Origin of the sequence: Faecalibacterium sp. 7, assembly GCF_049562865.1 — a bacterium.
Taxonomy (GTDB): Bacteria; Bacillota; Clostridia; order Oscillospirales; family Ruminococcaceae; genus Faecalibacterium; species Faecalibacterium wellingii.
In genome coordinates, this window is record NZ_CP186911.1 from 898935 (window position 1) to 921390 (window position 22456).

The 22456-nt window shown below is 59.6% G+C and carries 19 protein-coding genes, 2 tRNA genes and 2 pseudogenes; 15 read left to right on the top strand and 8 right to left on the bottom strand.

Annotation, left to right across the window (positions count from 1 at the left end; all coding sequences use genetic code 11):
• Window positions 1-61 precede the first annotated feature (61 nt).
• From ACKXF7_RS04500 to ACKXF7_RS04545, 10 genes are all read left to right on the top strand, one after another.
• Window positions 62-895: a ParA family protein gene (locus ACKXF7_RS04500; RefSeq protein ID WP_097774091.1), complete on the top strand. Its 834-nt coding sequence runs from the start codon at window positions 62-64 to the stop codon at window positions 893-895.
• 18 nt (window positions 896-913) lie between these two features.
• Window positions 914-1783, top strand: a complete 870-nt coding sequence (locus ACKXF7_RS04505; protein WP_423742257.1) for a ParB/RepB/Spo0J family partition protein — start codon at window positions 914-916, stop codon at window positions 1781-1783.
• Between the two features lie 86 nt (window positions 1784-1869).
• Window positions 1870-3201 carry a serine--tRNA ligase gene (gene serS, locus ACKXF7_RS04510; protein ID WP_348584125.1) on the top strand — a complete coding sequence of 444 codons (1332 nt, stop codon included), beginning with the start codon at window positions 1870-1872 and terminating at the stop codon, window positions 3199-3201.
• A 432-nt stretch (window positions 3202-3633) separates the two neighbouring features.
• A tRNA-Met gene (locus ACKXF7_RS04515) sits at window positions 3634-3710 on the top strand.
• 92 nt (window positions 3711-3802) lie between these two features.
• Window positions 3803-3874, top strand: a tRNA-Glu gene (locus tag ACKXF7_RS04520).
• Between the two features lie 761 nt (window positions 3875-4635).
• Complete coding sequence (locus ACKXF7_RS04525; protein WP_097776774.1) at window positions 4636-5499, top strand: branched-chain amino acid ABC transporter permease; 864 nt, start codon at window positions 4636-4638, stop codon at window positions 5497-5499.
• 1 nt (window position 5500) lies between these two features.
• Entirely contained in the window at window positions 5501-6556 is a 1056-nt protein-coding gene (locus ACKXF7_RS04530; protein WP_423742258.1) for a branched-chain amino acid ABC transporter permease, read from the top strand.
• A gap of 2 nt (window positions 6557-6558) precedes the next feature.
• Window positions 6559-7308 carry an ABC transporter ATP-binding protein gene (locus ACKXF7_RS04535; RefSeq protein ID WP_423742259.1) on the top strand — a complete coding sequence of 250 codons (750 nt, stop codon included), beginning with the start codon at window positions 6559-6561 and terminating at the stop codon, window positions 7306-7308.
• Window positions 7301-8008, top strand: a complete 708-nt coding sequence (locus ACKXF7_RS04540; protein ID WP_005937160.1) for an ABC transporter ATP-binding protein — start codon at window positions 7301-7303, stop codon at window positions 8006-8008. Before ACKXF7_RS04535 ends, ACKXF7_RS04540 begins: the two co-directional genes overlap by 8 nt.
• 98 nt (window positions 8009-8106) lie before the next feature.
• Window positions 8107-9420: an ABC transporter substrate-binding protein gene (locus tag ACKXF7_RS04545; RefSeq protein WP_423742260.1), complete on the top strand. Its 1314-nt coding sequence runs from the start codon at window positions 8107-8109 to the stop codon at window positions 9418-9420.
• A 369-nt stretch (window positions 9421-9789) separates the two neighbouring features.
• Here the strand turns inward: ACKXF7_RS04545 and ACKXF7_RS04550 are convergent, their stop codons facing one another.
• The 5 genes from ACKXF7_RS04550 to ACKXF7_RS04570 are packed head-to-tail and all read right to left on the bottom strand — an operon-like array spanning window position 9790 to window position 13340.
• Window positions 9790-10446 carry an HAD family hydrolase gene (locus tag ACKXF7_RS04550; protein ID WP_423742261.1) on the bottom strand — a complete coding sequence of 219 codons (657 nt, stop codon included), beginning with the start codon at window positions 10444-10446 and terminating at the stop codon, window positions 9790-9792.
• 43 nt (window positions 10447-10489) lie between these two features.
• Window positions 10490-11821, bottom strand: coding sequence for a PH domain-containing protein (locus ACKXF7_RS04555; RefSeq protein WP_423742262.1), 1332 nt, complete (start codon window positions 11819-11821; stop codon window positions 10490-10492).
• Entirely contained in the window at window positions 11818-12249 is a 432-nt protein-coding gene (locus ACKXF7_RS04560; RefSeq protein ID WP_423742263.1) for a hypothetical protein, read from the bottom strand. The genes ACKXF7_RS04555 and ACKXF7_RS04560 overlap by 4 nt, the downstream gene beginning before the upstream one ends.
• Entirely contained in the window at window positions 12246-12911 is a 666-nt protein-coding gene (locus tag ACKXF7_RS04565; RefSeq protein ID WP_249237622.1) for a potassium channel family protein, read from the bottom strand. The genes ACKXF7_RS04560 and ACKXF7_RS04565 overlap by 4 nt, the downstream gene beginning before the upstream one ends.
• A 15-nt stretch (window positions 12912-12926) precedes the next feature.
• Window positions 12927-13340 (bottom strand): potassium channel family protein, encoded by a 414-nt coding sequence (locus ACKXF7_RS04570; RefSeq protein WP_249237621.1) that lies wholly within the window; start codon window positions 13338-13340, stop codon window positions 12927-12929.
• A gap of 195 nt (window positions 13341-13535) precedes the next feature.
• Here ACKXF7_RS04570 and ACKXF7_RS04575 point away from each other — a divergent pair, with 195 nt between their 5' ends.
• Together ACKXF7_RS04575 and ACKXF7_RS04580 are read left to right on the top strand one after the other, a co-directional pair.
• Window positions 13536-14420 (top strand): undecaprenyl-diphosphate phosphatase, encoded by an 885-nt coding sequence (locus tag ACKXF7_RS04575; RefSeq protein WP_423742264.1) that lies wholly within the window; start codon window positions 13536-13538, stop codon window positions 14418-14420.
• Window positions 14421-14738: 318 nt separating this feature from the next.
• Window positions 14739-15863, top strand: coding sequence for a DUF362 domain-containing protein (locus tag ACKXF7_RS04580; protein ID WP_044953149.1), 1125 nt, complete (start codon window positions 14739-14741; stop codon window positions 15861-15863).
• A gap of 78 nt (window positions 15864-15941) precedes the next feature.
• Here the strand turns inward: ACKXF7_RS04580 and ACKXF7_RS04585 are convergent, their stop codons facing one another.
• Window positions 15942-16550 carry a hypothetical protein gene (locus ACKXF7_RS04585; protein WP_423742265.1) on the bottom strand — a complete coding sequence of 203 codons (609 nt, stop codon included), beginning with the start codon at window positions 16548-16550 and terminating at the stop codon, window positions 15942-15944.
• A gap of 296 nt (window positions 16551-16846) precedes the next feature.
• Between ACKXF7_RS04585 and ACKXF7_RS04590 the strand changes: the two are divergent.
• The 3 genes and pseudogenes from ACKXF7_RS04590 to gluQRS form a co-directional block, all read left to right on the top strand.
• Window positions 16847-17227, top strand: a pseudogene (locus tag ACKXF7_RS04590) (PTS transporter subunit EIIC); the annotation flags it as partial.
• A gap of 119 nt (window positions 17228-17346) precedes the next feature.
• Window positions 17347-18345 carry a PTS transporter subunit EIIC gene (locus ACKXF7_RS04595; protein WP_423742266.1) on the top strand — a complete coding sequence of 333 codons (999 nt, stop codon included), beginning with the start codon at window positions 17347-17349 and terminating at the stop codon, window positions 18343-18345.
• 315 nt (window positions 18346-18660) lie between these two features.
• Window positions 18661-19640, top strand: a pseudogene (gene gluQRS / locus ACKXF7_RS04600) (tRNA glutamyl-Q(34) synthetase GluQRS).
• Between the two features lie 46 nt (window positions 19641-19686).
• Here the strand turns inward: gluQRS and ACKXF7_RS04605 are convergent.
• Entirely contained in the window at window positions 19687-20349 is a 663-nt protein-coding gene (locus ACKXF7_RS04605; RefSeq protein ID WP_339394421.1) for a phosphatase PAP2 family protein, read from the bottom strand.
• Between the two features lie 277 nt (window positions 20350-20626).
• Window positions 20627-21994: an MATE family efflux transporter gene (locus ACKXF7_RS04610; RefSeq protein WP_423742267.1), complete on the bottom strand. Its 1368-nt coding sequence runs from the start codon at window positions 21992-21994 to the stop codon at window positions 20627-20629.
• Between the last annotated feature and the right edge of the window lie 462 nt (window positions 21995-22456).

Genomic DNA, 22456 nt, shown 5'->3' on the forward strand with positions numbered 1-22456 from the left:
AGGCATGACTGCGAATGTTCCACATGGAACAATTAAATTTTCCCGGAAGGAAGAATTGTGCGTGGCAAAAATTGTAGCAATTGCGAACCAGAAGGGCGGCGTTGGCAAAACCACCACCGCCGTCAACCTGTCGTCCTGCGTTGCGGCGCTGGGCAAGCGGGTGCTCATCGTAGACCTTGATCCGCAGGGCAATACCACCACCGGCTACGGCATCCCGAAGCGCAGCGTGGAAAAGGGGACCTACGAGATCCTGATCGGTGAGGCGCGGGCCTCCGAGGCCATCCGTAAGACCGAGTACCGCACCGATGTCATCGGCTCCAACACCCGTCTGGCCGGTGCCAGTCTGGAAATGATCGACCTGCCCGCTCGTGAGAGCCGCCTGCGCAAGGCGCTGGCCGAGGTGCAGAAAGACTATGACTTTATCTTTATCGATTGTCCGCCCAGTCTGGACCTGCTCACCCTGAACGGCCTGAGTGCCTGCGACAGCGTTCTCATTCCGGTGCAGTGTGAGTATTACGCGCTGGAGGGCCTTTCGGAGCTGATCAGCACCTTAAAGACTATCCGCAAAAAGTACAATCCGTATCTGGATATCGAGGGCGTGGTGTTCACCATGTTCTCGCTGCGGTATAACCTGACCGTGCAGGTGGTGGAGCAGGTGCAGAAGTATTTCGGCTCCAAGGTGTACAAGACCACCATCCCGCGCTCCATCCGCATTTCGGAGGCACCCAGCTACGGCCAGCCCATCAATTTCTATGAACCCAAGGGCAAGGGCAGCGAAGCGTACATGGATCTGGCAATCGAATTTGTCAAGAACAACCGCCCGCACGAGCCCAAAAAGGCCCGCAGCAAAAGTGCACCCGTCGCAGAGCAGACGAAAAATGCTCTGGAAGATTAAACCTCAGGGGGAACATGAATGGCAAGAGGAAAAGGAGGGCTTGGCCGCGGGCTGGACAGTCTGTTTGAAGATGCCGCCCCGGTTTTTGAGTCCGGCGCAAAGGTAGATACCTTGCCCCTGCGTGAGATCGAACCGGACCCGGAACAGCCGCGCAAGACCTTTGACGAGGAAACGCTGGGCGAGCTGGCCGCAAGCATTGCAGAGCACGGTCTGCTGCAGCCCATCGCGGTGCGTCCGCGTCCGCGGGGCGGCTACAGCATCGTGGCGGGTGAGCGCCGCTGGCGTGCCTGCCGCATGGCAGGGCTGAACGATGTGCCGGTGGTCATCAAGGAGGTCAGCGACGAGCAGGCCATGGAGCTGGCTCTGGTGGAAAACCTGCAGCGCGAGGATCTGGACCCGGTGGAAGAAGCCGCCGGCATCCGGGAGCTGATGACCCGCTGCGGCCTGACACAGGAGCAGGCGGCACAGAAGCTGGGCAAGAGCCGCAGCGCACTGGCCAACAGCCTGCGCCTGCTGAACCTGCCGGAAAACGTGCTGGAACTGCTGAAAAGCGGCTTTATCAATATCGGCCACGCAAAGGTGATCCTGAGCCTGCCCACGCCGGAGCTGCAGGAGCAGGCGGCGCAGATCATCGCGGACAACCAGCTGAACGTGCGTCAGGCCGAGGCACTGTGCAAAAAGCTGGCAAAGCCCGCAAAGGAACCCAGAGAACCCCAGCCGCGCGGCACCCTGCCGGTGGAGGTGGAAGAAAGCCTCAAGCAGGTGCTGGGCAGCGAGGTGAACGTGGCCTACCACGACGGCAAGGGCAGGCTGACCGTGCATTTCTATTCAGACGAGCAGCTGCGGGCCTTTGCCAACCTGCTGGGACAGTACCAGAACGAAGAATAAAGCGATCCAAGGCGGGCGACCGCCTTTGAACGGCGCAGGGGAGGGGATCCTCTGCGCGAACCGAAATAGAGCAAGGAGAGTCAATCATGCTTGATATCAAATTTGTCCGTGAAAACCCGGACGCTGTCAAGGAAAACATCAAGAAGAAGTTTCAGGATGCAAAGCTCCCGCTGGTGGACGAGGTCATCGAGAAGGATGCCAAGTACCGCGCATGCCTGAAGGAAGTGGAAGCCCTCAAGGCTGCCCGCAACAAGCTGAGCAAGGCCAACGGCCCCCTGTTCGGCCAGCTGAAGAAGTGCACCGATGAGGCACAGAAGGCTGAGCTGCAGGCTCAGATCGATGCCAACAATGCCGCCGTCAAGGCCGACGCCGACAAGATGGCTGAGCTGGAAAAGGAAGAAGAGACCCTGTCCGCACGCATTCAGGAGATCATGTACACCATCCCGCAGATGATCGATCCCAGCGTGCCCATCGGCCCGGATGATACCTACAACGTGGAAGCACAGCGCTTTGGCGAGCCTGTGGTCCCCGATTTCCCCATCCCGTACCACACCGAGATCATGGAGAGCTTCGACGGCATCGATATGGACGCCGCAGGCCGCGTAGCCGGCAACGGCTTCTACTATCTGCTGGGCAACATCGCCCGCCTGCACGAGGCCGTGCTGGCCTATGCCCGCGACTTTATGATCAATAAGGGCTTCACCTACGTGATCCCTCCCTTCATGATGCACGGCAACGTGGTGCAGGGCGTTATGTCCTTCCCGGAAATGGATGCCATGATGTACAAGATCGAGGGTGAGGACCTGTACCTGATCGGTACCAGCGAGCACACCATGATCGGCCGCTTCATCGACCAGACTCTGGACGAGGCCACTCTGCCCCTGACCCTGACCTCCTACAGCCCCTGCTTCCGCAAGGAGAAGGGCGCTCACGGCATCGAGGAGCGCGGCATCTACCGCATCCATCAGTTCGAGAAGCAGGAAATGATCGTGGTCTGCCGCCCCGACGAGAGCGCTGACTGGTACGAGAAGCTGTGGAAGAACTCTGTGGAACTGTTCCGCAGCATGGAGATCCCGGTGCGTCAGTTGAACTGCTGCTCCGGCGACCTGGCCGACCTGAAGGTGAAGAGCTGCGATATCGAGGCTTGGAGCCCCCGCCAGCAGAAGTACTTCGAGGTCTGCTCCTGCTCCAACCTGGGCGATGCACAGGCACGCCGCCTGCACATCCGCGTGAAGGGCAAGGACGGCAAGACCTATCTGGCCCACACCCTGAACAACACCTGCGTGGCACCTCCGCGTATGCTGATCGCCTTCCTGGAGAACCACCTGCAGGCCGACGGCACCGTGACCATCCCCGAAGTGCTGCAGCCGTATATGGGCGGCCTGAAGGTCATGGTCCCCACCCACAAGAAGAACTAAAACTGCACCGGGTTTTCCACATCCGGACAGAAAAAGGTTGAAAAAAGCACCGTTTTCCGTGAGGGAAGCGGTGCTTTTTTGCGTGGGAAGCGGGCTTGCCCTCTTCGTCATGGCGGCAAAGTTTCAGGCTGAAGCGCAAAGCCTGCCATCGCGCTAAAAGCTCCCCCTGAGAGGAAAGACTTCCCCCGGCCGGGGGAAGATGTCGCGCAGCGACAAAAGGGGGAATCTGGCATCGCGCAGCGATGACTGAGAGGGTTCGTTTTTTGCCGCAAAAACCCTGCAAAAATGACGGGAAATGCAATGTTTCAACGAAGCTGCGTGAATAAAATCGAGAGATTGAAAAAACGCAAATTTTTTTGAAAATATGTGTTGACAAAAGGCCCATCTATGGATATAATAATAGAGCACTGTTCAAGTGCACAAACAATATGTGGCGGTATAGCTCAGTTGGCTAGAGCATTCGGTTCATACCCGAAGTGTCACCGGTTCAAATCCAGTTACCGCTACCACTTTTACAGAGTTTCGCTAAGGTTAGGGGGACGGTCGTCCGCAGTAGTGGGCGATGGATGTCGGAGGTTTTAGCGAAGCTCTGTATTTCTAAGGCCCGTTGGTCAAGCGGTTAAGACACGGCCCTTTCACGGCTGTAACATGGGTTCGATTCCCGTACGGGTCATAAAAACGCCTTTGCGCATTGCGCAAGGGCGTTTTTAATTTGACCCATACGGGAATCGAACAGGGCGGCGGTGCGCAGCACCGCAACCAAAGCCCCGGTGGGGTTGTTGCTTAGTGCCCCGGGTTGCGGCTCCCAGCATCCGCGCGTGCCTTGGGCGGCACGTGCGTCTTGCTGGCCGCTGCCCCAACAACTCCTCCCTGCATCGGCCACTGGCCGCGGTCGTCGTTGTTGCAGGTCCCATCCTGTAGGAATGTCTAATGTGGTAGCTGCCGCTGCATTCGCTCAGGGGATTTTTAATTTGACCCATACGGGAATTGCAGCTGAGCGGTGCGCCTTCATCTTGAATACCACATGCCAGTTTATGGATAAAAAGCCCGGCAGGGGAACACGTTCAGGTGCTCTTCTGCCGGGTTTTTCTGCATTTTTCCGTAAATTTCCGGCCTGAAATGGTAACAAAATTATGTCAATGAGACATCAATCCTCCATTTTTAACTACGAAAATTGACTTGCACACCAAAAACTCTGGAATATTTTAGCACTTTCCATATAAATTTATGACAAAGTTTGGTGGAAATAATATCTTGTATACAGGCTGCACTTACGTTACAATACAGATGATATACCAATTGTACGAGCAGAAGGGAGGAAATGGAGTCCACAAGGGCGGTTTTCAATCATGAGTACAGGCCGGTGGCGGATGCAGCGTGCAGTTTCTGCATCATCTGTTCCCATCGCCTGATGCTTAGAACGGGAGGATGTCAATGGAAGTCTTTTTGCAAGCACTGGTAAACGGGATCCTGCTGGGCGGTTTCTACTCCCTGATGGGTATGGGCCAGAACATCATTTTCGGTGTTATGAACATCGTCAACTTCTGCCACGGCGAAATGTTGATGGTGGGCATGTACATCACCTATGTTCTGTATACCTACTTTGGGGTGGACCCCTATGTAGCGCTTCCCATCGTTGCAGTGCTCATGTTCGGGCTGGGCGCGCTGATCCAGTCCACTCTGATCACCCCTTCGCTCAAGACCAAGAGCTTTACGAACCTTTTGTTCCTCACCGTCGGTCTGGGCCTGCTGCTCACCAACGGCGCTCTGGTCATCTTCGGTTCCACCTATTATAAGATCATTACCCCTTATGCCCAGACCTACATTCCGCTGGGCCCGGTCACGATCGCGCTGCCCCGTCTGATCAGCTTCCTGATCCTGATCGTGGTCGCCATTGCGTTGTTTGCCTTCCTCAAGTATTCCACCACCGGCAAGCAGATCCGCGCCGTATCCCAGAACCCCATCGGTGCCGAGGTCGTGGGCATCAACGTCAAGAAAATTTACATCCTGACCTATGGTCTGGGCGTTGCTCTGGCCGGTATCGCCGGTTCTCTGCTCACCCAGTTCTACACCATCTATCCCACCGCAGGCGCAAGCTTCGGCTTCCGCGCACTGATCGTCGTGGTCGTGGGCGGTCTGGGCTCCATCCCCGGTGCATTCTTCGCCGGTATTTTCCTGGGCCTGCTGGAGCAGATGAGTGCATTGTTCATCAGCCCGTCCTACAGTGATATGATCGTGTTCGTCACCTTCATCATCATTCTGGTCGTGCGTCAGGTCATGATTCTGAGGAGGCGATAAGATGGATACCAGAAAAGCAGTCAAAACCTATCACCGCAATCTGGCGATCGTCCTTGCTGTCATCGTCGCCATCTTCGCAGCGATCCCGCTGGTCGTGGATAAACCCTACATCATCAACATTTTCGTTCTCACCTTCTATATGTCCACCCTGTCCATGGCGTGGAACATTCTGGGCGGCATCACCGGCCAGAACTCGCTGGGTCTGGCCGCTTACATGGGTCTGGGTGCCTATGTGTGCTGTCTGGTGGTCACAAAGACCGGCATGAACCCCTGGGCGGCCGCTGTGCTGGATATGCTCGTTGTGGGCGTGGTGGCCGGTGTCATCTTCTTCCCCAGCCTGATCCTGCGCGGCCCCTACTTCACGCTGGTGTCCATCGCGTTTGCCGAGTCCATCCGTCAGTTCATCATCAACTCGGAGTTCTTCGGCCGCGCATCCGGCGTGGGCCTGCCCTTCGGCAAGGACTCCTTTGCGCAGTTCCGCTTTACCAGCAAGGTGCCGTACTACTACATCGGCTTCATCATGATGGTGGGCGTTTACCTCATCATGAAGAAGATCGGCCGCTCCAAGCTGGGCTTTGCGCTGCGCACCATCCGCGAGGATGAGGACGCAGCCGCCGCCATCGGCATCAACCCCACCAAGTACAAGGTGATCGCGGTCGTCATTTCGGCCATCATTGCCGGTCTGGTCGGCTTCTTCTACGTCAGCTATATCCGCTACATCGACCCGGACGTCATGATCCAGTCCAAATCCACCGAGATCGTGCTGCCCGCAGTCGTGGGCGGTGCCGCCTACATCGAAGGCCCGCTGATCGGCGGCCTCATCATGATCCCGCTGAGCGAGCTGCTGCGTGCAAACTTTGCCGCCGTTCTGCCCGGCATCAACATGCTGATGTATGCCGTCGTGCTGATCGTGGTCATCCGTTTCCGCCCGTCCGGTATTCTGGGCTGGTACATGAACTCGAAGGTCAAGACCTTCATCGATGAAAAGATCCTCAAAAAGCCGTCTCTGGACGTGCTGGAAGAGTATGAGCTGATGGCAGACAAGGGAGGGAAGTAATCATGGCAGAAAAGCCTATTATTGAAGTCCAGGGCCTGACCAAGCGGTTCAAGGGTCTGACCGCCGTGCACGATGTCTCCTTCTCGGTGGAGAAGGGTTCCATCACCGGCATGATCGGCCCCAACGGTGCGGGTAAATCCACCACCTTCAACATGATCTGCGGCTACTACCCGCCCACCGAAGGCAAGATCTTCTACAACGGTGAGGACATCACCAACAAAAAGGCGTACGAGTACACCAACATGAAGATCGCCCGCACCTTCCAGATCATGAAACCTCTGAAGAACCTGAGCGTTCTGGATAACGTCACCGCCGCCGCCTACTTCGGCCACGCCGGTGCAAAGAGCGAGAAAGAGGCCAGGGAGCGCGCCATGGAGGTGCTGCACTTTACCGGCCTGTACGAAAAGCGCCATGTGATCTCCAAGGACATGGGCACGCCGGACCAGAAGCGTCTGGAAATGGCCCGCGCCCTTGCCACCAAGCCCGAAGTGCTGTTTCTGGATGAGAACATGGCAGGCTTGAACCCGGCTGAGACCGAAGAGGCCATCCAGCTGATCCGCAAGATCAACGAGTCCGGCGTCACCATCCTGCTCATCGAGCACATCATGAAGGCGGTCGTGAGCCTGTGCGAGAAGGTCATCGTCCTTCACCACGGCGAAAAGATCGCTGAGGGCACGCCCGAGCAGGTCATGAACGATCCCTACGTCATGGAAGTGTATCTGGGCACCAAAAAGGAGGGCGCAAGTGCTTAAAGTTGAAGGTCTGAACGCCGGTTACGGCTCTGTGAACATCCTGTGGGACATCGGCTTTGAGGTGAAGGATGGCGAGATCGTTGCCATCCTTGGCTCCAACGGTGCCGGTAAGACTACCATGGTGCGCACCATCACAGGCATGGTCAAGGCCAGCTCCGGCAAGGTGGAGTTCAACGGGGAGGACCTCTCCGGCAAGAGCTCCCGCGTCATTCTGGACAGCGGCATCGTGCAGGTGCCGGAAGGCCGTCAGCTCTTTACCGAGATGACCGTGCTGGAAAATCTGGAGCTGGGCGCATTCAATAAGGAGACCAAGGCGCATTTTGCAGAAAATCTGGAAAAGTGCTACAACTGGTTCCCCAAACTGCGCGAGCGCGCAAAGCAGGCTGCCGGCACCCTGTCCGGCGGCGAGCAGCAGATGGTGGCCGTGGCCCGTGCGCTGATCGGCATGCCCAAGCTGCTGATTTTGGACGAGCCCAGTCTGGGCCTTGCTCCCAACATCGTGGACGACATTCTGGAAGTGGCCAAGACCATGGTGAAGAATGACGGTATCTCGGTGCTGCTGGTGGAGCAGGACATTACCAAAGCCCTTGCAGCGGCTGACCGCGGCTATGTTATTGAGAATGGCCGCGTGGCACTGGAAGGAACCGCCGCCGAGCTTTCGGCAAACGAGCACGTCAAGAAGGCGTACCTCGGCATCTGATTTTGGAAACTGGATGTCCGGCGGGCACTACTTCACACGGTGCGGCGGGGCATCTCGGATTAACAAGCTGTTTTTACAAACAGAATTGGAGGACAATTATGAAAAAGATCTCTCGTAGAAGCTTCCTGAAGGCATCCGCTGTTCTGGGCAGCGCAGCTGCTCTGACCGCCTGCGGCGGCTCTTCCGCTTCCACCAGCACTGCTCCCGAAGCATCCGGCAGCACCGCAGCTGCTCCCTCCGGCGACACCATCAAGATCGGCACCATCTACGCAATGTCCGGCGGCAACGCAGCCATCGGCGAGAACATCCTGCGCGGCATCGATTTTGCAGTGGACGAGATCAACAAGGCAGGCGGCGTGAACGGTCAGATGCTGGAAGTTGTCCGCGGCGACCACGCAGGCGACGCAGCCACCGGTAAGTCTGAGGCAGAGCGCCTGATCACTCAGGAAGGCGTCAACGTCATTATGGGCTGCCATATGTCCGTTGTTACCGAGGTCGTGGCTCAGGTCTGCCAGCAGTACGGCATCCCCATGATCACCGCTATCTCCACGCTGGACCGCCTGACCGACGAGGACCACAAGGACTACGATTACTTCTTCCGTCTGTGCCCGCTGAACTCCGTCTACGTGGAAGATATGCTGAAGTATCTGCAGGACTCCAAGGAGCAGACTGGCAACGAGATCAAGAAGGTCGCCATCTTCACCGATAAGGCTGCCATCGGTCAGGAGCTGATCCGCTGCGTCAACCTGTTCGCACCCGATTACGGTCTGGATGTTGTGGCCGAAGTGGACTACAGCTCCAACGCTACCGACCTGTCCTCTCAGGTCCTGGCCCTGAAGCAGGCTGATCCCGATGCCATCCTGTGCGACTCCTACATCGGCGACGCTACTCTGTTCGTCCAGACCCTGAAGGAGCAGAACTACAAGCCCAAGATGATCGTTGCCAAGGCAAACGGCTTCACCGATCCTTCCTTCATCCCCAACCTGGGCGCATCCGCAAACGGCGTGGCTTCTGTTGTCGAGTTCAACCCCGACCTGACCAACGGCGTGGAGATCAACGAGGACTTCAAGAAGGTCTACAATGTCAACATGAACGGTCACTCTGCTGAGTCCTACACCGTTGTGTGGCTGTTCAAGACCGCCATCGAGAAGGCCGGCTCCACCGACGGTGCTGCCGTCCGCGACGCTCTGGCAGAGCTGTCCATCGACGGTGCATTCGAGGGCGGCCGCAAGATCGTTCTGCCCTACTCCAAGATTGAGTTCGCTCCCGAGTACGAGATCGGCGGCGCAAAGCACTACCGTGACAACACCTACGCTTCTGTTGCTATCGCACAGGTGCAGGATCAGGAGTGGAAGACCGTCTGGCCCTTCGAGTTCGCTTCCTCCAAGATCCAGGAAGTCACTCTGGGCTGATAAAGTTACCCCGAAGAACACAAAAGGCGAGCCGTCCAATGGGCGGCTCGCCTTTTTGCGCATTGTTTCCTGTGCAGAGCGTATTCGAGTGGGGGAGGCTGATAATCCTAAAGCAGCAGGCTCCACCCCAAAAAGCTGGAGATTCCCGCCTGTTCGGCGTGAAGATCTCTTAACCGCTTTTTGGGGTTCCGCCAATCAGAAGTCGCTGCGCGACGGCCGCAGGCCGACAGCAGCAGATGCCGCTTCCCGCCACGACCCCTCCCCGTGAAAAAGCAAATCCGGAATGACCGCAGTCATTCCGGATTTGCAATATCAAAAATGATTTTTCCGCTGATATTGTCAGAGCGAAGCGGAGACAATTTTAAATCGTCAACTCTTCTGGATATAGGTAAAAATATCCTCCGGCACTGCCGCCAGTGCATCCGCACCGGCAGCGGTCAGTTCTGCGCGGCCCCGGAAGCCCCACAGCGCGCCCATGGCGGGCAGCCCGGCATTGTGTCCGGTGAGGATGTCCACATCACTGTCGCCCACGAACAGGGTGGCAGAGCGGTCTGCACCGATCTCGTCCATCAGCGCATAGAGCCCGGCGGGGTTCGGTTTGGTGGGCACGCCGGGCCTGCTGCCGCGCACAGCATCAAAGCGGCCGGTGCCGAAATAGTGGGCAATGATCTTGCCGCAGAGCGGGTCGGCCTTGTTGGAGAACACTGCGCACTGAACACCCTGTGCCCGCAGCTCGTCCAGCAGCTCCGGGATGCCGGGATAGGGGGCCGTCTTGTCCTCCTTGTGGGCGTCGTACCGGGCGGTGAACTCGGCCAGCGTGGCCGCCAGCTGCTCCGGCGTGCGGGCGTTCTCCGGCGAGAAGCGCTCCACCAGCTTCGGGATGCCGTTGCCCACCATGTGCTTGAACTGTTCCACCGTAAAGGTGGGCCAGCCGTGCTGTTCACACACCCAGTTTCCCGCATCGGCAAGGTCGTCGATGGTGTTCAGAAGGGTGCCGTCCAGATCGAATAATACAGTTTTTATCACAGAAAAAGACTCCTTACAGTTTCAGAAAAGCAAAAATGGCAATTCACTGCATTTCACGCTGCGCACCTTGCACTTCACCCCGCCCGGAAAGGTGAGGGTAAGAATCGGTGCGCCCCACCGCCGCCGCCCAGGGGGAGCGCAGGGCCGTCAGGGCCGGTGCAGGGCACAGCGCGCAGATCTCGTGCAGGTGAAAGCCGCGCTGCCGGCGCAGGGTCAGATGCCCGTCCTGCAGCCAGATGCCCTCCCTGCGGTAGCCGACAGCCGCACCTGCAAGCAGGGCCGCAAACACGGCGGTGACCACCAGCAGCGGCACCGTGAGGGCAGGCAGGGTGTAGCGGGATACCGCCGTCAGCAGCAGACACAGCCCGCAGGGGATGCCGGCAGGCAGAAAATACGCCGGGATGCTGCGGCCTGCTGTGTCCACCGGCGCTTTGGGCGGCAGGGCAAAGCCGGGCAGCAGCTCCTGCAGAAAGGGACTGCCCTCCCGCCAGACCAGAAGCGGGATCTCGGGCCGGCAGCTGCCGGCCGTGACGAACACCGGGCAGCAGCCCAGCGCCCGGGTGGCAGGCGAGCGGCGCAGGTCTGCATAGCTCAGGTGCTCCAGCGCAAGGCGCATCTCGTACCGGTGCACAAAGCCGCCCCGGCTGCCAAGATGGCTCTCGGTGCGCCACACGGTGTAGTGGGCTGCATGGGCCGCGCTGCGCGCAAGGCTTGCGCAGAACAGCACGCCGCCCAGCACCAGCAGCCATGCCGTGCCCATGGGCAGCCAGCGTGCCGCCCACGCTGCCAGCTGGTTCAGGTGGGCAAAGGCCGCCGTCTGTGCGTCCGGCACATAGGGCCTGCTCTGCCTGATGGCCAGCGCCAGAAGGGCAAGGGTGGAAAGACCGTTTGCACCCAGCACCGCAAAGGCCAGCTTTTCGCCGCCGCGCGGGGTGTGGGCCACGGCGTCCCGGCGCGGCATCATGCAGTCGGCCAGAAGCTGTGCGTCCTGTGCGTTCAAAAGCAGGGTCAGGGTGCGCTTTTGCCCGGCAGGGTACAGCACCACCCGGCTTGCACCGGCCAGCCGGTAGAGCAGGGGCCGCTCGATGGTGAGCGCCGCCAGCTGCCCGGCCTTCAGGCAGCGGTCCAGCCGCACGCCCAGCCGCCAGCACACCCGCAGGGTCCCGTGCTCATCCACCTGCCAGCGGCTTGTATGGAGCACGGCAGCGCTCACGGCAGCGATCACCGCCAGCAGCACCGCGCCCTGCACCAGAGCCGTGCGCAGTGCCGCCCAGTTGCGGGCAAACAGCACCTGCAAAAGCGGCAGCAGATAGAGCAGGATGGTCTTGCGCAGAAAGTGCAGCACCGCAAACGGGTGAAAGCCGCGTTCGGTCATGGCGTGTCCTCCATCAGCACAGCGGCAAGAGCCTGCGCCTGCAGGGCGTCCACGCCCGGCAGGAACAGCTGTACGCCCGGGCCGCGCACCACCAGCACGCTGCACCCCGCCAGCCACAGAAGCGGCGTGCGCAGGGCCCACACGCCGGTCACAGCCCGGCGGGGCAGCTGCCGCGTGACGGCAAAGGCGATGCCTGCCTGCACAGCCAGATCCTGTGCCGTGAGCAGTGCTGCAAAGCTGCAGGCCCGTGCCCACACAGCGAAGACCAGGCCCGCCCACAGGGCGCAGAAGATGCATCCGGCAAAGCGGCTCTGCCAGAACACGAAGGGCGCGCAGAACACACCGGGCACACTGGCCCAGCTGCACACAACGGCCCGGCCCTTGGGCGGGATGATCAGCGCGGTGCGCAGCAGATCCCCCTCGGTCATTTGCCGGAAAGGCCCCATGCGTCCATCAGCAGGTGCAGGGTGTCATCCTGCGTCAGGCAGAGGATGCGGTCCCATGGCAGCAGGGTGGTGTTGCCGTGGGGGATGATGAACTCCGCATCGCGGGTGATGCACACCAGAATGACGTCGCCCGGCATGGGGATGTCCTTGACCGCCTGCCCTGCAAACTGGAAGTTCTCCGGCAGCAGGATCTCGTTCAGGCTGGCCGTGCCGCCGCCCAGTGAGAGCAGCTGACGGATGGTGTCGGTCTCGATCTCGCGCTCGAGGATGTGGCTCAGGTTGTCGGTGCCGCACACCACGGTATCCACGCCCAGCGTGTGCAGCAGCTCCCGGTTCTTGGGGTTGGAGGCCCGGGCCACGGTGCGGTTCACGCCAAATTCCCGCTTTGCGATCTGGCAGGCAACAAGGTTGTTCTCGTCCGCACCGGTCACGGCCACAAAGGCGTCGCAGCTGGCCACATCGGCCGTGCGCATGGTGTCAAAGCTGATGGCATCGCCGCAGATCACCGGGATATCCAGCGAATCCGCCAGCGTGCGGCAGAGCATCTCCTGCGGCTCGATGATGGTCACTTTGTGGTGGTGGGCCAGCAGGCTCTGGGCCAGATACATGCCCACCTTGCCGCCGCCTGCAATACAAACTTTCATATGCTTCCCTCGCTTTTACTTTGCCAGTGCGCGGAACACCGATTGCTCGGTGAGCACGGTGGGGCAGATGGTGTCGATCTCGTAGGCCTTGTGATACAGCACCTGCAGATGCGGGTCGGACACGCGGCAGATGACCTTTTCCCGGCGGAAGATGCTTTTTGCGATCTGTGCCGCCATCAGGTTCACCGAGTCGTCCTCGCTCACAGCGGCCACGGCGTCGCAGTTGTCGATGCCGCCCTGCCGCAGGGTATCCGGGTCGGTAGGGTCGCCCACCAGTGCCGTGCCGCGGAAGCGGTAGTCGTCGAAAGCATCCAGCCGTTTGAGCTGCTCGGGGTCTTTTTCGATCAGGGAGATATCGTGTCCGATGTGCTCCAGATCACGGACCAGAGAAGCGCCCACCTGATCGCAGCCGATCACCAGAATGTTCATGCAGTTCACCTCATTGTAAAATAACCTGATAAAAATACGAGCAGTGTTTGCTTTCTGCTCGGATCTGCGGATAAAACCGGAGACAAAGGGTCTTTGCATCAGTATATCACATTTTGGGGCGCAGTTACAGCCCGCAGAGCGGCAGAGAGCCTTCCGGTAAAATTTTCGCATTCGGCGTGCGCAGAAAGGCATAGTATGGTATACTGGTACAAAATAAGCGCTGTGCTTTGGCACAAGGAGGGGTTTCTTACGTTTTTTGAGATCATCAAAGCGATCCTGATGGGCATTGTGGAGGGCATTACCGAATGGCTCCCCATCTCGTCCACCGGTCATATGATCCTGCTGGAGCAGGTCATCAAATTCAATGCAAGTGAAGAGTTCATGTCCATGTTCCGGGTGGTCATCCAGCTGGGTGCCATCATGGCGGTGGTGGTGCTGTTCTGGGGCAAGCTGTGGCCCTTTGGCATGAAGCGGGGCCGCGTCATTTCCAAGCCCAGCGTCTGGAGCCTGTGGTTCAAGGTGGTGGCCGCCACCCTGCCGGTGCTTGTCATCAGCCCGCTGGACAACTGGATGGAAGATCACTTTTACAATTACATCACCGTTGCGGCCATGCTGATCCTGTACGGCATCCTGTTCTTCGTGGTGGAGAACCGCCGCATCACGCCCCATGTGACAAAGTTGGAACAGATCACCTACCGCGATGCCCTCATCATCGGCCTGTGGCAGTGTCTGGCCATTATCCCGGGCACCTCCCGCTCCGGTGCCACCATCGTGGGCGGCCTGCTGCTGGGCCTGTCCCGCGCCTGCGTGGCAGAGTTCACCTTCTATCTGGCCATCCCGGTCATGGCGGGCGCATCCCTGCTCAAGGTGGTCAAGTTCGCCGTCAGCGGCTCCGTGATGACCGGCACCGAGGTGGCCGTGCTGGCAGTGGGCTGTGTGGTGGCCTTTGGCGTCAGCCTTGCCGCCATCCGCTTCCTGATGGACTATGTGAAGCGCCACGATTTCAAATTCTTTGGCGTCTACCGCATCGTGCTGGGCATCATCGTGCTGGCAGTGGCGGCTGTGACGGCCATCTTCTGATTTGGAATGCTTCCCGCACAGAGCGTAGTCGCGTGTTTAAGGTTTCATGCCTTTTGCAAGATGCCGCTGCCCGCTACGACTCTTTCCCGTGAAAATTGAAAGCCGGAAATCCGCAGATTTCCGGCTTTCATTCCTTATGAAATAATAGTTCCGCTAAATATGGCCAGAGCGATCAGCGGAGGCCATTCTGATCGTGGGACACAGAGGGGTGCCCGCCGCCTTTATCCCGCTCTTTTTCTTTGAAAAACTTTGTGTTATACTGAAAAGCAAGAGAGTATGCGGCAGCGTGCCGTACAAAGCAAAATGGAGGGAATTGCTATGGAAGCATCCAAGGTCTATTATACAGATTTCCGCTGTCCCGTGGGCACCAGCCTGCTGGACAAGCTGCGCCGCGTGTGCATTGCTGCCGGCATCAAGGACATTGATATGGATGGCAAATTCGTTGCCATCAAGATGCATTTCGGTGAGCTGGGCAATCTGGCATTCCTGCGCCCCAACTATGCCAAGGTGGTGGCCGATCTGTGCAAGGAGCAGGGCGGTCTGCCGTTTCTGACCGACTGCAACACCCTGTATCCGGGCAGCCGCAAGAACGCACTGGAGCACCTCACCTGTGCCCAGCTGAACGGCTTCTGGCCCATGACCACCGGCTGTCAGGTCATCATTGCGGACGGCCTGCGCGGCACCGATGAGGCAGAGGTGCCGGTGCCGAACGGCGAATACTGCAAGACGGCAAAGATCGGCCGCGCCATCATGGATGCGGATATCTTTATCAGCCTGACCCATTTCAAGGGCCACGAATCCACCGGCTTCGGCGGTACTCTCAAGAACATCGGCATGGGCTGCGGCTCCCGCGCGGGCAAGATGATACAGCACGCCGCCGGACACCCGGAGGTGCAGCAGAGCCTGTGCCGCGGCTGCCACCGCTGCGCCAAGGAGTGCGGCTCCGATGCCATCACCTACGATGCAAACAACAAGGCCGTCATTGACCAGACCAAGTGCAAGGGCTGCGGCCGCTGCATCGGTGCCTGCAACTTTGACGCCATCTATTCCCAGTGCGACAGCGCCAATGAGATGCTGGACCGCAAGATGGCCGAGTATGCGGCTGCCGTGTGCGCCGGTCGTCCCTGCTTCCATATTTCTCTGGTGCAGGACATCAGCCCCAACTGCGACTGCCACTGCGAGAACGATGCTCCCATCCTGCCGGATATCGGCATCTTTGCGTCCTTTGACCCGGTGGCGCTGGATCAGGCCTGCGCGGACGCCTGCCTGAATGCACAGCCGCTGCCGAACAGCCAGCTGGGCCAGAACCTTGCAAAGCCCGGCTGGAACTGCCACCATGACAACTTCAAAGATTCCAACCCCAACATCGAGTGGAAGGCCACGCTGGATCAGGCCGAAAAGATCGGCATGGGCACCCGCCAGTATGTGCTGAAGAAGGTTTGATGCCGCAGGCGGCCCCGGCCTTTTCGCAAAAACAAAAAGAAGCTGACCAGTCCGGTCAGCTTCTTTTTATGTTGGGTTTCACTGGCCCACTGCGGGCACGCAGTCGTCCAGCACGGTCTGCAGGGCCTGCCAGTTCTTCAGGGTGCAGCCGGGCAAAGCGTCCGGGTCAAGGCCGGCGTCCTCGATGCGGCCGGTCATGCTCTCCTTGTCGCTCAGCAGACTCAGCGCGTCCGGCTCGATCATCGTCCAGGCCTCGGCAAAGCTCTCCTGCTCGTCGGCGTCCAGGGTGTCGTACCAGTTGTAGAAGGCTTCCTGCACAGCATCCGGCGTGCGGGAGGCAAGACGGGCGTCTTCCGCCCACTGCAGCAGGGATGCCGCTGCGATCACCGATTTCAGCGAGCAGCCGGATACGCCCGGGCCCCAGCCGAGGCAGGGCTCGAAGGCGGCAGAGGTGCCGGTGATGGAGAAGATGGAGTTCTCGTCAAAATCACCGGGGTTCAGCCCGGAGGTGTCGGCCCGGGTGGTGGAATCGGGCAGCACTTCGCTGGAAGCAGCGGAGCTTGCAGAACTGCTGGCAGAGCTGGGCGCTTCGGAGCTGCTGGCAGCAGTGCTGCAGCCGACCAGAATGCTGCAGGCCAGTGCGGCGCACAGCAGAACAGAGAGGATGCGGGTATATCTTGATTTCATAGCAGTGTCCTCCATGAGCAGTGCCTTGGCGCAGAAGCCGCAGCACCTCAAAACGATACACCCTAAGTATACGTTCTGCGGCAGCGGTTGTCAATCGGACGGGGCAGAACGAATTTCAAGCGGGGAATCGGCACCCTGCACAAAGAACGGCGGCATTTTTAGGAGCTTTGCATTCTTGACATTTTCCGCAAAAATCGGTTGACTACAGATAGGACTTTGCCGCATCGGCGGCCGGAAAGGAAGGAAACGCCATGAAACACCGGTTCACGGCCGCACTGGAGCGGTTCTCCCGCGCGATGCTGGCCCCGCTGACCTATCTTTCGGCGGCGGGCCTGCTGCTGGCAGCAGGGGCCCTGCTCACCAGCACCGCGCTGTCCGGGGCGCTGCCGCTGCTGCAGTGGGGGCCGGTGCGGCTGATGGGCAGGATCCTTTACAAATGCCTGTCGGCGGTCATCTCCAACCTCAGTGTGCTGTTCTGCACCGGGCTTGCGGCGTCGCTGGCAAAGCAGGAAAAGCATCAGGCGGCGTTCATTGCGCTGATGAGCTACTTCATCTATCTCACCGCCGGCAATGTCACCCTTGCCGAGCTGGGCCTGCTGGCGCAGCCGGACGGCCTGACCGGCCTGTACGGTGCAGGCCAGACCAGCGTGCTGGGCATCCAGACCGTGGATACCGGCGTATTCGGCGGCGTGCTGCTGGGCCTGCTGACGGCCCATGTGTATGACCGCACCTGTAAAAAAGCCCACAGGGGGTCCTGGGCGGCGTGTTTTCCGGGGAGCGGTGGTCCTTTACCTGCATGGCAGCGCTGGCGGCGGTGCTGGGCTTTGGGGCCTGTTTTGTCTGGCCTCCGGTGCAAAAGGCCATTGCTGCCCTTACCGGCTTCCTTGCGGCGTCCGGCAATATCGGCCTGTTCCTGTACGGCTTTCTGGAGCGGCTGCTCATCCCCACGGGCCTGCACCATCTGGTGTATATGCCCTTCCAGTTCTCGCAGCTGGGTGGTCAGCTCACGGTGGGCAGCGTCACCTATACCGGTGCCTATGTGGTCATGATGACCGAGTACAATCTGAACCTGCCCTTCTCCGATGGCATCGTGTGGATGTACACCGGCTTTACCAAGACGTTCGGCTACTTTGGCATTGCGGCGGCATTCATCTTCTGTGCCCGGCGCGGCAGCCGCCGCAAAACGGCGGCTCAGCTGCTGCCGCTGGCCTTCACGGCGTCACTGGCCTCGGTCACCGAGCCGATGGATTTTCTGTTCTGCTTCTCGGCACCGGTGCTGTGGCTGGCCCATGCGGCCATTTCCGGCGCGTTCATCGTGCTGCTGCACCTGTGCCATGTGACCGCCTTTACCTCCAACCTTCTGGGTTCGCTGGCAATGAACCTCTCTGCCGGTGTAGCCCGCACCCATTATCCGGTGCTCTACCTGCTGGGCCTTGTCCAGATCGCGGTGTACTTTGTGGTCTTCACGGCGCTCATCAAAGCGCTGGACCTGCCCACGCCGGGCCGACGCCCGGAGGAGCCTGTCCGGCCGGAAGCGGCACCGCTGGACGATGCCGGGGTGGAAAAGCTCATCGCAGCCCTCGGCGGGCGGGAGAACATCTGCACGGTGGACAACTGCTTTACCCGCCTGCGGGTCACGGTGCAGGATGCGGCCTTTGTCCGGGAGCAGGCGCTGAGGGCGCTGCCCTGCAGCGGGGTGGTGCAAAACGGCTGCAATGTACAGATCGTTTTCGGCATCCGTGCGCCGCAGGTCCGGCAGGCGGTGGAGCAGCGGCTGGACAGGGTGGTCTGTTGACCTTTGGCGGACGGGCAACTATAATAGGGAAAAAGCGGCTTCCCGCACAGAGCGAAAGGATTTTTTGTGTTCCGCCGGTTTTAAGTCGCTGCGCGACGAAACGTAAGGGCAACAGCATGTTTTCATGCTGACGCGAATGCTCCCGCAGGGAGCCAGCGTCAGCATATGCCGTTTACCGTTACGACCCTTCCCGTGAAAATGCGTTTGGAGCGCTCCGCAGAGCGCGACAAACGCGAATATAATAATATTTCCGCTGATATTGCCAAAGCGAACGCGTCGGCAATTTTAAATCGTCCGGCGGCTGAAAGGATACACATGCAAGAACAAGCAGTTTTTACGCAAAAAACAGAGCCTGTACCGCCAACCGGCCGCTTTGCCCCCAGCCCCAGCGGTCGGCTGCATCTGGGCAATCTGGCCTGCAGCCTGCTGGCGTGGCTCAGCGCCAGAAGCCGGGGTGGACGCATCGTGCTGCGCATTGAGCTACTGGACGCCGAGCGCTGCCCGCGGCTCTACGCCGACCTGCTGGAGCAGGACCTCGACTGGCTGGGCCTTGTCTGGGACGAGGGCGGCAGCACCGGCGGGCCGAACGGCCCCTATTACCAGAGCGAGTGCGCGGAGGTTACGCCTCCAGCTTCCGGAAGCTGGAGGACAGGGGTCTGGTGTACCCGTGCTTTTGCTCCCGCGCCCAGCTGCACGCGGCCAGTGCGCCCCATACCTCAGACGGCAATGTCATTTACCCCGGCACCTGCCGGGGCCTGACCGCCGCCGAAATTGCAGAAAAACGCAAAAAGAAAGCCCCGGCCTACCGCCTGATGGTGCCGGATGAAGAGATCACATTCGTAGATGGCTGCATGGGCCCGCACACCGAGAACCTGCTGCGGGACTGCGGCGATTTCTACCTGCGCCGGGCAGACGGTGTGTTCGCCTATCAGTTGGCCGTGGTGGTGGACGATGCCCGCATGGGCGTCACCGAAGTGGTGCGCGGGTCAGACCTGCTGTCCTCCACGGCACGGCAGCTGTACCTGTACCGCCTGCTGGGCCTGCAGGCACCGGGGTTTGCCCACTGCCCGCTGCTGCTGGCCCCGGATGGGCGGCGGCTGTCCAAGCGGGACGGCGACCAGAGTCTGGAAAATCTGCGCACAAAATACACCGCGCAGGAGATCGTGGGCAAGCTTGCCTACGCCTACGGCCTGCAGCCGGAGCCTGCGCCCCGCACGCCGGAAAGCCTGATCGGGGAGTTTTCCTGGGCAAAGGTGCCAAAGCAGGATGTCTGCCTGCCGGAAGGGCTGTTTTAAAGCAAAAAGAGAGCGCCGTCGTTGGACAGCGCTCTCTTTTTGCGTATCAATTCCACCGCATCTGCGGCACTTCGCTGCGCTCCTCGGAGCGGGTGAACAGGGCATCCAGTGCCAGTGCCAGCAAGGCGCCCAGCGCCACATCGATGCAGCTGTGCTGCTTGAGCAGCACGGTGGAGCACACGATGGAAGTGCACAGCACAGCAGCGGCCGGACGCATCCAGCGGCGGCGCGGCTGCTCAAAAATACGGCAGCGGTAGTACGCCAGCAGCAGTGTCACCGAGTTGAACACATGGATGGACGGGCACACGTTGGTGGGGGTATCGGTGCGGTACAGCGTCCGCACGGTGCGGGCAAAAAAGTCGTTGCCCGGCACGTAATAGGGCCGCAGGGCAAGGCCGGTGGGAAGGATGACATAGCAGGCCAGTGCGATGGTCATGCCGGCAAACAGCGGCAGGCACAGCCGCCAGAAGTCCTCCCGCGGGGCACGCCACAGCAGATAGAACAGTGTGAACGGGATCCACACGAACCATGCAAAATAGGGAATGACGGCATATTTGCAGAAGGGGATCAGGTCGTCCAGCCGGCAGTGCACCAGCACCAGATGGGGCATGGAGATCCGCGTCTCCAGAAAATTGAATGCGGAAAGATAAAACAACAGATAAAGCGCCATGAAACAGATGGGATGGCGCGAAAACCAACTGTGCTTCATTGAAAAAGCCTCCTTTTTGCAGAAGCAAAATCTCTTAGCATTGAGAAATTATACGCCGGGAATGTGACAAAAACAAGAAGGAAAGCGGACAACATTACTGAAAAACAAATGAATTATTTGTGCGTATTGCGTAAAAATTGGGGTGAATCCGCAGCGCAGCTTTGGTTACGGGAATATAAAAGGGACTGCCGCACGAAATCATGTGCAGCAGTCCCTTTGTACAGTTTCAGATAAAAAGCCTATACCCAAAGCAGAAGGCATCCCGATCACCGGGTCCTCAGATCACATTCTGTTCCAGCCACTTGCCGCGCACGAAGCGCACAAAGAAGCACAGGGAGCGGAACGCCCAGTCCAGATACATGCCCATCCAGATGGCCAGCAGGCCGCCGTGGAAGGCCAGCACACACAGGTAGCAGAAGCCCACCCGGAAGGCCCACATGGACACGATGCTCACGGTCATGGTAAAGCGGGCGTCGCCTGCCGCACGCAGGATGTTGGGCATGGTAAAGCTGGAAGGCCAGATGAACAGCGAAACGATGTTGAACCACACCATCACTTCCAGCGCCATGGCGTAGGCCTCGGGCGAGAGGTTGAACAGGCCCAGTGCAAATTTGTTGGCAAACAGGAAGGCCGAAAGGTTCATGACCCATGCGCCGCAGTAGGCAAACAGCATCAGGCGGCGGGAGTAATACACGGCCTGATCCTTTTCGCCTGCGCCAAGGCACTGGCCCACCACGGTCAGTGCGGCCATGCCCACGGCGTTGGCCGGGATGTTCAAAAAGGTGGTGGTGGTGTTTGCCACGGCGTTGGCTGCAATGGCGGCGGTGCCAAGGGTGGAGGTCAGGCTGGAAACGGACAGCTTGCCGATCTGGAACATGCCGTTCTCGATGCCGGCCGGGATGCCCACCCGCAGGATCTGCCGGATGAGCCGTGCTTTGGGGGCCAGTGCACGCAGGCCGTCCACACGCAGCGGGCAGTCGGGCTTCTGCAGCAGGTACAGCACGGCAAAGCAGGCAATGGCGCGGGACACAAGGCTTGCCAGCGCTGCGCCCATGACGCCCATTTTGAAGCCGTAGATCAGCACGGCGTTGCCGCCGATGTTCACCACGTTCATCACCAGACTGGACAGCATGCTGATCTTGCTGTTGCCCTGCGCCCGGAACAGGGCCGCACCGGCGTTGTACAGGCCGATGAAGGGGTAGCTCAGGGCCGAGAGCAGGAAGTAGGTCTCGGCATAGTGCATCACGTCCGCGTCGATGGAGCCAAAGATGCCCTGCAGGATGGCATGGCGGCCCACCACCACAACGGCGGCCACCAGCAGGCTGAAGCTGGACAGGATGAACAGGATCTGCGCGGCGGCGTTCCGGGCGTCACGGGGTTCCTGCCGGCCGATGTACTGGCTGGTGACCACCGCGCCGCCGGTGGCCAGCGCGCTCATGATCTGGATCATCAGGGTGTTGAAGCTGTCCACAAGGCTCACGCCCGACACGGCGGCTTCTCCCACCGAGGACACCATCAGGGTGTCCGCCAGACCGATGGTCACGCTGAGCGCCTGCTCTGCGATCAGCGGCAGCAGCAGGGCAATGAGCTGCTGCCGGGTGAACAGCGGCGGCTTATGGAACGCGGGCGTTTTGGTTGCTGTCATAGGTTCCTCCGTAACGGTGACAAGATGCGCTTGGATACATGACCTATATCATACAGCAGAACGCGCAGAATTACAAGAGATGGATACAACAAAACACGGAAATCAATTTTGGAAGCTTGATCTGGAGCTAAAGCCTTCACCCCTTGGGGACAGATTTCCCCCGCACCGGGGGAAAATGTCGCATAGCGACAAAAGGGGGAGCAGGTGGCGCGTAGCGCCGGATGAGGGGTACTTAGGGTGAAATGCTGCTGTCCTGCGCCCTCATCAGTCACCTGCGGTGACAGCTTCCCCCGACCGGGGGAAGCCTTCATGCGGAAAATGGAGTTCCATGCACCAGCGTTTGTTCCGCTTTACCCGTGCAGGCAATTGTGCTAAAATAAATCTGAGGTGCACCGCGCTGTGCAGGAGCGGGGAGTGCACCATGGTAAATGAGATCAACATAGAAGGTAAACCAGGACCCAA